The following is a 9,923-nucleotide window of genomic DNA, read 5'->3' as shown; positions in this document are numbered from 1 at the left end:
TTTCCGCCCGCCCGGCGCGGCCCTCCTGAGAGTGAGAGGGCTGCGCTTGGCTTCGTGACGGGTCGGAGGTCGAGAGAGAGGCTCTCGGCCGCCCGTCGCGGAGTAACGATCATGGCGACTGCCATTCAGAAGATCATCCTGTCGTCGGCGCGCGACATTCCCTTCAACAAGCTGGTGCTGAGCCAGTCCAACGTCCGGCGCGTCAAGGCCGGCGTCTCGATCGAAGAGCTGGCCCAGTCCATCGCCCGGCGCGGCCTGATCCAGAGCCTGCATGTCCGTCCCGTCCTCGACGCCGATGGCGCCGAGACCGGGATGTTCGAGGTGCCCGCCGGCGGCCGCCGCTATCGCGCGCTGGAATTGCTGGTGAAGCAGAAGCGTCTGGCCAAGACTGCGCCGGTGCCCTGCGTCGTCGGCGACGCTAACAGCGACATCCTGGTCGATGAGGTCTCGCTGGTCGAGAACATCGAACGCGCGCCGCTGCATCCGCTCGATCAGTTCCGCGCCTTCCAGGCCATGCGCGAGAAGGGCATGACCGAGGAAGCCATCGCCGCCGCCTTCTTCGTCGGCGTCAATATCGTGAAGCAGCGCCTGCGCCTCGCTTCCGTCTCGCCGGTATTGCTCGAGATCTACGCCGACGACGGCATGACGCTCGAGCAGCTCATGGCCTTCACCGTCAGTTCCGACCACGCCCGCCAGGAACAGGTCTGGGACGCGATCAAGGATGGCTGGCAGAAAGAGCCCTATCACATCCGCCGGATGCTGACCGAGACCACGGTGCGGGCTTCCGACAGGCGGGCCGTCTTCGTGGGCGTCGAAGCCTATGAAGCGGCCGGCGGCATCGTCTTGCGCGACCTCTTCCAGTCCGACGACGGCGGCTGGCTGCAAGACCCGGCCCTGCTCGACCGCCTGGTGGCCGAGAAGCTCAAGGCCGCCGCCGACGAGATCGCAGGCGAAGGCTGGAAGTGGGTCGAGGCCGCCCTGAGCTTTCCCTACGGCCACGAGCACGGGCTTCGGGAGCTTGTCGGAACGGCGGTCGACCTGACTGACGAGGAGCGCGCCACCCGCGAGGGGCTGCGTGACGAGTATGACCGGCTCGAGGCCGAATATGCCGAAGCCGACGAGCTGCCTGACGAGATCGACGCGCGTCTCGGAGAGATCGAGCAGGCGCTCGACGCCTTCGAGCAGCGCCCGGCGATCTACGATCCGGCCAACATCGCCATCGCCGGCGTCTTCGTCAGCCTCGACGCCGACGGCTCGCTGTCGGTGGACCGCGGCTATGTCCGCCCCGAGGACGAGCGCCCAGTCGATCCCGATGGAGACGATACGACGGAGGCGGACGGCGACACCGGCCATTCGGCCACGCCCGCCGTTCAACGCGCCGTCGTCACCGTCGGCGGCCAGGCCGCGGAGCCGGAAGACGACGAGGAGGACGGCATCAAGCCGCTGCCCGAGCGCCTCGTCATCGAGCTGACCGCGCATCGCACGCTGGCGCTGCGCAACGCGCTCGCCGAGCATCCCGACGTCGCCATGACCATGCTGCTGCACAAGCTGGTCAGCGATACCTTCCGGCGACCCGCGCCGACGGGCTGCCTCGAGGCCAGCGTCCGCCACGTCTTCTTCTCCGCCCAACCGGAGGAGCTGAAGGACAGCGCGGCCGCGCACGAGATCGCCGAGCGGCACGGGCGCTGGGGCGATCACGTTCCAGCCGACGACCAGGCGCTGTGGGACTGGCTCACCGATCTCGATCCGGGCACGCGCCTCGATCTGCTCGCCCATTGCGTCAGCTTCGGCGTGAACGCGCTGTTCGAGCGGCCGAACCCCTACGGATCAGGCGTCAGCCAGCATGGGCTGGATGTCCGCCTCGCCCAGGCCGACCGGCTGGCGCGCGCCACTGGCCTCGACATGGTGGCGGCGGGCTGGCGGCCGACGGTCGGCAACTATCTCGGCCGCGTCACCAAGCCCCGCATCCTCGAAGCCGTCCGGGAGGGCGCCGGCGAACGGGCCGCCCAGCTCATCGACCATCTGAAGAAGGGCGACATGGCCAAGGAGGCCGAGCGCCTGCTGGCCGACACCGCCTGGCTGCCCGAGCCGCTGCGCCTGATCGATCCCCATGACGGGGAGGTCATCGAACCGGGCGCGGAGGCCGACGCCGACGACGAGGCCGCCTTGCCGGCCTTCCTCAGCGAGGACGGCGACGAGGATGCCGAAGAGATCGAGGACGAGGACGCCCTAACGATCGCGGCCGAATGACCCTCACGGCGGGGGAGCGGCGAGAGGTCGCTTCCCCGCATCTTCGCAAGGAGACCTTCCATGATTGAACCCGACCCGTCCGGCACGCGCCGCGTCGTCTTTCAGTATCTCGTGCCCGTCCACGTCGAGGTCGAAGACGGTCTCGTCGTTTGCGTCACCGTCATCGACAAAACGCCGGTGCGCGATCCAACCCTGGTCGAAGGCGATGCCGGCTATCTGCCGGAAGCCGTCGCCGCCGCCGACGATGGCCAGCCCTGGCCATCCTGGCGGTTCGGCTACTGACCCCTTCGATCATCCCTCAACCGAGCCCGGCCATCGCGCCGGGCTTTCTCGTTTCAGGAGCCTGTCATGGCCAACTATTTCACGCATTTCTCGTGCCTGCTCGACGTCGGCACGCCCGAGAACGCCGCCCGTGCGCTCGATCTCTACAATACGCTGTCCGCGGAAGGCGCGTCGGAGGAACCGCCCTCGGAGGGCTTCCTTCTGTCGATCGAGCCGCAATACGGCGGCACCGAACTCTGGATGCGCGACGACGTGACCGGCGATCCCGAGCGCCTCATCCAGTTCGTGAAGCGCTGCGCCGCCGAGTTCGGCCTCACCGGCAGATGGGGCTTCCAATACGCCAACACCTGCTCGCGGCCGCGTCTCGACGGGTTCGGCGGCGGCGCCCATGTCCTCGACCTCGCCACCGGCGAGACCGTGGACTGGATCTACACCGATGGCTGGCTTGCCCAGACCCTCTCCGGCGAGGGAGGCCCGCTATGAGCATCCCCTCCTATGCCCGGAGCAATTTCCAGACCCTGCTGCGCGCGGCGGGCGACGGCAATCTCGCCCTTATGGAATGCCTCGACGCGGTGACGGGCAGCCCGCGCTACGTCATCTGCGCCGTGGGGCGGGACAACGGCGACTACGTCTTCGCGCCCTTCGGCCATCTCGCCGACGGCAATCCCTACGACGCCTATCTGCCGCCCGATCCCGACGATCCCGAAGGCTTCGTGCGGCCCGAAACGGGAGAGGCGCCATGACCGACATCGACGCCATCTTCGCGGCGGATCGCCAGCATCCGCCGCATGAGCGGTCTCTGCCCTGGCTGGAGACCCGAGGCGGCCTCACCGTCGTCGTCGAGCCCAAGCCTCACTGGGCCAGCGACATGCGGGCGTTTCGATCCGAGGCGCGGGAATATTGCGCCTATGCCGACTGGACCGCGAACGGCGCTCGCGCGCGGTTCTTCGGCCATGTCGATACCTGCGGCGATGACCTGATCCGCAAGGCCCGCACGCTCGTCGCCTCCGAGATCGCGGACGGGCTCTGGATCTGATCCCCTCAAAAAGCGCCCCACCTCACGGTCGGGCGCTTTTTCCGTGCAGGCGCCTTGAGAGTGAGAGGGCCGCCGGGACGGGTTTGAGCCGGTGCGGTCGAGAGAGAGCGCCGCGCGGGCTCGCCCTTTCCCGCTCTCCAAGAGGTTCCCACCATGACCATGATTTCCGCATCGGCGGCGGCGACCGCCGCCGCGCCGCTTCCGCTCGGCTCGAATCCCGAACCCGCCGCCGCCATCCTCGCGGCCGCCGGCCAGCTCTTGCCTCATCTCGAACGCGGCGAGCGCGTCGCCGCCGCCGCCCTGCGTGCGGCGATGGAGACCGCCTTCGGCGCGTCGGACGCCACCGGAGCCTGGGACTGGAAGACGGCCTATGACGCCTGCGAGGCGGCGGCCGTCCTATTCCTCCGTAAATACGGACGTGCGCTTTTCCGCAAAGCCGGGTCTCCGGCGGCTCGCCTTTCCGCGGTGTCGAAAATCGCCAACCTGCTGCCGACGCATACGCGGCGTTCGGCGGAGAGCCAGACCTTCCAGCAGTTCTCGACGCCGATCCCGCTCGGCCTGGTCGCCGCCCACGCCGCGGCCATCACTCCGGCCGACCGGGTGCTCGAGCCGTCGGCGGGCACCGGCCTGCTCGCCATCCTCGCCGAAATCGCGGGCGGCGCGCTCGTTCTCAACGAGCTGGCCGACACCCGCGCCAATCTGCTGTCGCTTCTCTTCCCGGCCATTTCCGTCACTCGTTTCGACGCGGCGCAGATCGACGATCATCTCGATCCCGCCGTGATGCCCAGCGTCGTGCTGATGAATCCGCCCTTCTCGGTCATGGCCAATGTCGAGGGCCGCATGGCGGACGCCGCTTACCGCCATGTCGGCTCGGCCCTGGCGCGTCTGGCCCCCGGCGGCCGGCTCGTGGCGATCACCGGCGCCAGCTTCGCACCCGACAATCCGGCCTGGCGGGACGCCTTCATCCGGTTGCAGGCGCGCGGGCGCGTCGTCTTCTCCGCGGTCATCGACGGCCCCGTCTATGCCAAACACGGCACCACCATCGAGACGCGCCTGACCGTCATCGACAAGCGGCCCGCCGACGATCCCGTCGTGTTTCCGGCGACGCCCGGAATCGCGCCGGACGTCGCCACGCTGCTGGGCTGGCTCAACGAGCATATGCCGGAACGGCCCGCCGTCGATCCCTCCGTTGTGGTCCCGGCCATCGCGCCTTCCACCCCTCGCAGCGTGCGTGGCTATATCAACCGCGCCGCCAAGGCCGGCCCGGCGACTGCGCCGATGGCCGAACCGGAGGGCCTGCCGCTCGCCTACGAGACCCAGGACTGGCTCGCCGGCGAAGGCGGCCGTCTGTCCGAGAGCATCTACGAGGAATACGGATTGCAGGCGATCCGTATCGCCGGCGCCCAGGCCCATCCGACCCGGCTGGTGCAGTCGGCCGCAATGGCTTCGGTCGCTCCGCCCAAGCCGAGCTATCGGCCAAGCCTGCCGCCCAACATCCACGAGCTTTTGTCGGACGCCCAGCTTGAGACTGTGATCTATGCGGGCGAAGCGCACGCGGACCATCTCGCCGGGTCGTGGACGGTGGACGCCACCTTCGACATCGTCACCGCCGCGCGCGAGGATGCAGAGAACGCCGCTCGCTTCCGGCGCGGCTTCATGATCGGCGACGGCACCGGCGTCGGCAAAGGCCGTCAGTCCGCGGCGATCATTCTCGACAACTGGCTCCAGGGCCGCCGCAAGGCGGTGTGGATCAGCAAGTCCGACAAGCTGATCGAGGACGCGCAGCGCGACTGGTCGGCGCTCGGCATGGAGCGCCTGCTGGTCACGCCGCTGTCGCGCTTCCCGCAGGGGCGGCCGATCACGCTGCCGGAAGGCGTCCTGTTTACAACCTATGCCACGCTACGCTCCGATGACCGCGGCGAGAAGGTTTCGCGCGTCCGGCAGATCGTCGAATGGTTGGGCTCCGACTTCGATGGAGTCCTCATTTTCGACGAGGCGCACGCCATGCAGAACGCCGGTGGCGGCAAGGGAGAACGCGGCGACGTCGCCGCCTCGCAGCAGGGTCGCGCCGGCCTGCGCCTCCAGCACGCGCTGCCGAATGCCCGCGTCGTCTATGTCTCGGCGACCGGCGCCACCACGGTCCACAACCTCGCCTACGCCCAGCGGCTCGGCCTGTGGGGTGGCGAGGATTTTCCGTTCTCGACGAGGGCCGAGTTCATCGAGGCGATCGAAGCGGGCGGCGTCGCGGCGATGGAGGTGCTGGCCCGCGACCTGCGCGCCCTCGGCCTCTATACGGCCCGCTCGCTCTCCTTCGACGGTGTGGAATACGAGCTGGTCGAACACGCGCTTAGCCCTGAGCAGACCCGCATCTACGACGCCTATGCCGGGGCCTTCGCCATCATCCACAACCACCTGGACGCGGCGATGGAGGCGGCCAACATCACCGGCACGTCCGGCACGCTGAACCGGCAGGCCAAGTCCGCCGCCCGCTCGGCCTTCGAGAGCGCCAAGCAGCGCTTCTTCGGCCATCTGCTCACCAGCATGAAGACGCCGACCCTGATCCGGTCGATCAGCGTCGACCTGGAAGCCGGCCATGCCGCTGTCATTCAGATCGTCTCGACTGGCGAGGCGCTGATGGAACGCCGTCTGGCCGACCTGCCGACCGAGGAATGGAACGACGTTCGCGTCGACATCACGCCGAGGGAATATGTTCTCGACTACCTCGCCCATTCCTTCCCGGTGCAGCTCTACGAGCCCTTCACCGACAGCGAGGGCAATCTCTCGTCGCGGCCGGTCTATCGCGACGGCCAGCCCGTCGAAAGCCGCGAGGCCGTCGCGCGCCGCGACGAGCTGATCGCGCAGCTCGCCTCCCTGCCGCCCGTGCCCGGCGCACTCGACCAGATCGTCCAGCATTTCGGCTCGGAGCTGGTGGCCGAGGTGACGGGCCGTTCGCGGCGCATCGTCCACAAGAGCACGCCTTCGGGCGGCGACCGTCTCGTCGTCGAGAACCGCGCCGCCGCCGCCAATCTCGCCGAAACCCAGGCGTTCATGGATGACAGCAAGCGCATCCTGATCTTCTCGGACGCCGGCGGCACCGGCCGCAGCTATCACGCCGAGCTTTCGGCGCGGAACACCCGGCTGCGCGTCCACTATCTGCTCGAACCCGGCTGGAAAGCGGATGCCGCCATCCAGGGCCTCGGCCGCACGCATCGAACCAACCAGGCGCAGCCGCCGCTATTCCGGCCCATCGCCACGGACGTCAAGGCGGAGAAGCGTTTCCTCTCCACCATCGCCCGGCGGCTCGACACGCTGGGCGCCATCACCCGCGGCCAACGCCAGACCGGCGGCCAGGGCCTGTTCCGCCCCGAGGACAATCTGGAAAGCCCCTACGCCCGCGATGCGCTCCGCCAGCTCTATCTCCTGCTGGTGCGCGGCAAGGTCGAAGGCTGCTCGCTCGAGCGCTTTGAATCCGCCACCGGCCTGAAGCTGATGGACGCGAACGGCATCAAGGACGAACTGCCCCCGATCACCACTTTCCTCAACCGACTGCTGGCCCTGACCATCGAGCTTCAGGGCATCCTGTTCACCGCCTTTGAGCAGCTTCTCACCGCCAAGATCGAGGGGGCTATCGCCGCTGGCATCTACGATGTCGGGCTGGAGACGCTGACGGCGGAGGGCTTCACCGTCACCGGCCGCCAGACCATCTATACGCATCCGGGCACGGGCGCCGAGACCCGGCTCCTCACTATTGCGCAGCGGACCCGCAATCGCCCGGTCACGTTGGACGACGCGCTCGCCCATCTCGGCGAATCCGGCGCCAGGCTGCTGGTCAACGAACGGTCGGGCCGCGCCGCTGTGCAGATCCCCGCCACCTCGATCATGCTCGACGATGGCGAGATCGAACGCCGCGTCCGGCTGATCCGGCCGATGGAATCGCACACCGTTCCGGTGAAGATGATGGGCGAGACCCATTGGAACGAGGCGGAACGGAACGACTTCGCCTCGGCCTGGAACGCCGAGGTCGCGGACGTGCCGGCGTTCTCCGACAGCACGATCCATATCGTCGTCGGCCTGTTGCTGCCGATCTGGAAGCGGCTACCGAACGAGTCCACCCGCGTCTATCGGCTCCAGACCGACGAGGGCGAGCGGATCGTCGGCCGCAAGGTCTCACCCGCCTGGGCGGCCAATGCGACCACGACCGGCGCAGCCACGCTCGCGCCCGCCGACGCCTTCATGGCGCTGATGGATGGCCGCACCATCCTCGACCTCGCCGAGGGGCTTCAACTTCGCCGCGTCCGTGTGATGGGCGCCAACCGCATCGAACTGTCGGGTTTCACCGACACGATGCGCGAGCGGCTCACCGCCTACGGACTGTTCCACGAGATCATCTCCTGGAAGCTCAGGATGTTCGTGCCAACCGATAGCGCCGGTCCTGCGGTGCTGGAGCGCGTGCTGGGCCGCTATCCGGTCCAGCGCATCGGCGAACGCGAGGCGGCGTGATGACCCGTCTCGACGCTTCCGATCTGGCGACCCGTCTCGGCCGGGAGGCCGAGGCGGTGTGCCGCCACTATCTCGACTCCGGCCATCGTCGGGGCAATTACTGGCAGGTCGGCGATGCACGCAACACGCCCGGCCGCTCGATGTTCGTCCGGCTCAAGCCGACGGCGAAGGGGCCAGCGGGCAAATGGACCGACGCCGCCACCGGCGAGCATGGCGATCTGCTCGACGTGATCCGGGAAAGCTGCGGCCTCATCGACTTCGCCGATGTCGTCGAGGAAGCCCGCAGCTTTCTCAGCCTGCCGCGTCCGAAACCCGCGCCGGCGACGAAGAAGCGACCGAGCACGCCGGCCCCGTCAGGCTCGGCCGAGGCGGCAAGGCGATTGTTCGCCATGTCGCAGCCGATCAGCGGCACCCCCGTAGAGACGTATCTTCGCCATCGCGGCATTACGGCTTTGCACGGAACCGGAAACCTCCGCTTCCATCCACGCTGCTATTATCGGCCCGACGACCATGGCCCGACCGAAACCTGGCCGGCGATGATCGCCGCCGTCACCGATCTCAGGGGCGCGATCACCGGCGCGCATCGCACCTGGCTCGCCCCCGACGGCTCCGACAAGGCGCCGATCGAAACGCAGCGCAAGGCGATGGGCGATTTGCTCGGCCATGCCGTTCGCTTCGGGATCGCCGGCGAGGCGATGGCTGCGGGCGAAGGCATCGAAAGCGTCCTGTCGGCGCGTCAGACGATACCGCACATGGCGATGGCGGCGGCGCTGTCCGCAGCCCATCTGGCCGCCATCCTGTTCCCCGAGACGCTGCGCCGACTCTATATATTGCGCGACAACGACCCGGCAGGCGACGGCGCACGGGACAACCTGGTCGAACGGGCGAACGCGGCCGGAATCGAGGCCATCGTGCTCTCGCCGGTGTTGGAGGACTTCAACGAAGATCTCCGGCGCCTCGGGCTCGATGCGCTCCGCGCCAGCCTGCGGGTGCAGCTCGCGCCGCAGGACGTCGCCCGCTTCATGGCTCAGGCGGCTTAGCCGCCCGCGACGGACGTCACGGCTGCCGTCATCATGCCCGCAGGCTTGCGTCAACCATCGGAGAGGACCGCGCCTCGGCCTTCGAGAGGGCGATCGGCCCACAAACGGGCCAGGCCGACAATGGCGGCGGCCGACTATTTTCCGGCGCGGCCCTGCGGGCCGCTTTCCATCGCGAGACAAAATAGTCGGCCTTGGCCATCAAGGCCCTCGCTTTGCTCGGACTGCCAGCCCGTCCCGCCCATGGGCTTCGTCGCCATGAAGGCCGCGACGGTCGCGGTCCAACCGACGGAGCATCCCATGAGCGAGCACGACGACTACGAACCCGAACACGCCGCATCCCCGACCGACCAGATTGCGCAGGAGCTTCAACTCTACGGCTACCGGCCCTCCGAAGACGAAGCCGATCCCAGGCCCGTGCCGGAAGACCGCATCATCGAAGGCGCCGTCGCCGACATCTTCGACGCCCTGATCTCGACCGTGGCAGATACGAGCCTCGATCCCGACCTCGACGATCTCCTCTGGTCCACCGTCAATACGTTCCACCGCGCCGTCGAGCGGGCCGACCGCAAACTCGACGACAACGAGCAGGCGCAGAAGCGGCTCCAGCGCGAACAGGATGGCTCGGAGGTCAAATCCGTCCAGCTCGAACGCCTGATCGACCTTGGGCAATCGCTGATCGAACGGCGCGACAGCCTAGAAGTCTTCCGCGACAGCGCCGCCGACCACTATCTTCGCGCCACCGGCTCACCCTGGTCTCAGCGCACCGGCTCGCGCGTCAACCATCGCCGCCTCACCGCCGCGATGATCGACAGCCG

7 protein-coding genes and 1 pseudogene are annotated in these 9,923 nt (G+C 68.3%); all 8 read left to right on the top strand.

All coding sequences use genetic code 11. The annotated features are described in order from the left end of the window. The first annotated feature begins 111 nt into the window (after positions 1 to 111). The gene (locus WC493_RS19770) at positions 112 to 2,250 is read left to right on the top strand and encodes a ParB/RepB/Spo0J family partition protein (protein ID WP_102114782.1); all 2,139 of its coding nucleotides are present in this window, start codon (positions 112 to 114) and stop codon (positions 2,248 to 2,250) included. Positions 2,251 to 2,310: 60 nt separating this feature from the next. Further along, on the top strand, positions 2,311 to 2,532 hold the full coding sequence (locus WC493_RS19765; protein ID WP_373067724.1) for a hypothetical protein: 222 nt from the start codon (positions 2,311 to 2,313) through the stop codon (positions 2,530 to 2,532). A 66-nt stretch (positions 2,533 to 2,598) separates the two neighbouring features. Next, on the top strand, positions 2,599 to 3,015 hold the full coding sequence (locus tag WC493_RS19760; RefSeq protein ID WP_102114780.1) for a hypothetical protein: 417 nt from the start codon (positions 2,599 to 2,601) through the stop codon (positions 3,013 to 3,015). Then, positions 3,012 to 3,275 carry a DUF6117 family protein gene (locus tag WC493_RS19755; RefSeq protein ID WP_102114779.1) on the top strand — a complete coding sequence of 88 codons (264 nt, stop codon included), beginning with the start codon at positions 3,012 to 3,014 and terminating at the stop codon, positions 3,273 to 3,275. The genes WC493_RS19760 and WC493_RS19755 overlap by 4 nt, the downstream gene beginning before the upstream one ends. Continuing rightward, positions 3,272 to 3,568: a hypothetical protein gene (locus WC493_RS19750; protein WP_102114778.1), complete on the top strand. Its 297-nt coding sequence runs from the start codon at positions 3,272 to 3,274 to the stop codon at positions 3,566 to 3,568. Before WC493_RS19755 ends, WC493_RS19750 begins: the two co-directional genes overlap by 4 nt. 153 nt (positions 3,569 to 3,721) lie before the next feature. Next, positions 3,722 to 8,068: a strawberry notch-like NTP hydrolase domain-containing protein gene (locus WC493_RS19745; protein ID WP_373067721.1), complete on the top strand. Its 4,347-nt coding sequence runs from the start codon at positions 3,722 to 3,724 to the stop codon at positions 8,066 to 8,068. Next, positions 8,068 to 9,108, top strand: a complete 1,041-nt coding sequence (locus WC493_RS19740) for a toprim domain-containing protein (RefSeq protein ID WP_373067718.1) — start codon at positions 8,068 to 8,070, stop codon at positions 9,106 to 9,108. Before WC493_RS19745 ends, WC493_RS19740 begins: the two co-directional genes overlap by 1 nt. A 297-nt stretch (positions 9,109 to 9,405) precedes the next feature. Then, a pseudogene (locus WC493_RS19735) lies at positions 9,406 to 9,923 on the top strand (hypothetical protein); the annotation flags it as partial.

Origin of the sequence: Zavarzinia sp., from assembly GCF_041650655.1 — a bacterium.
Taxonomy (GTDB): domain Bacteria; phylum Pseudomonadota; class Alphaproteobacteria; order Zavarziniales; family Zavarziniaceae; genus Zavarzinia.
The sequence above is the reverse complement of the archived record's forward strand: the minus strand, read 5'-3'. Positions and strand labels throughout refer to the sequence as shown.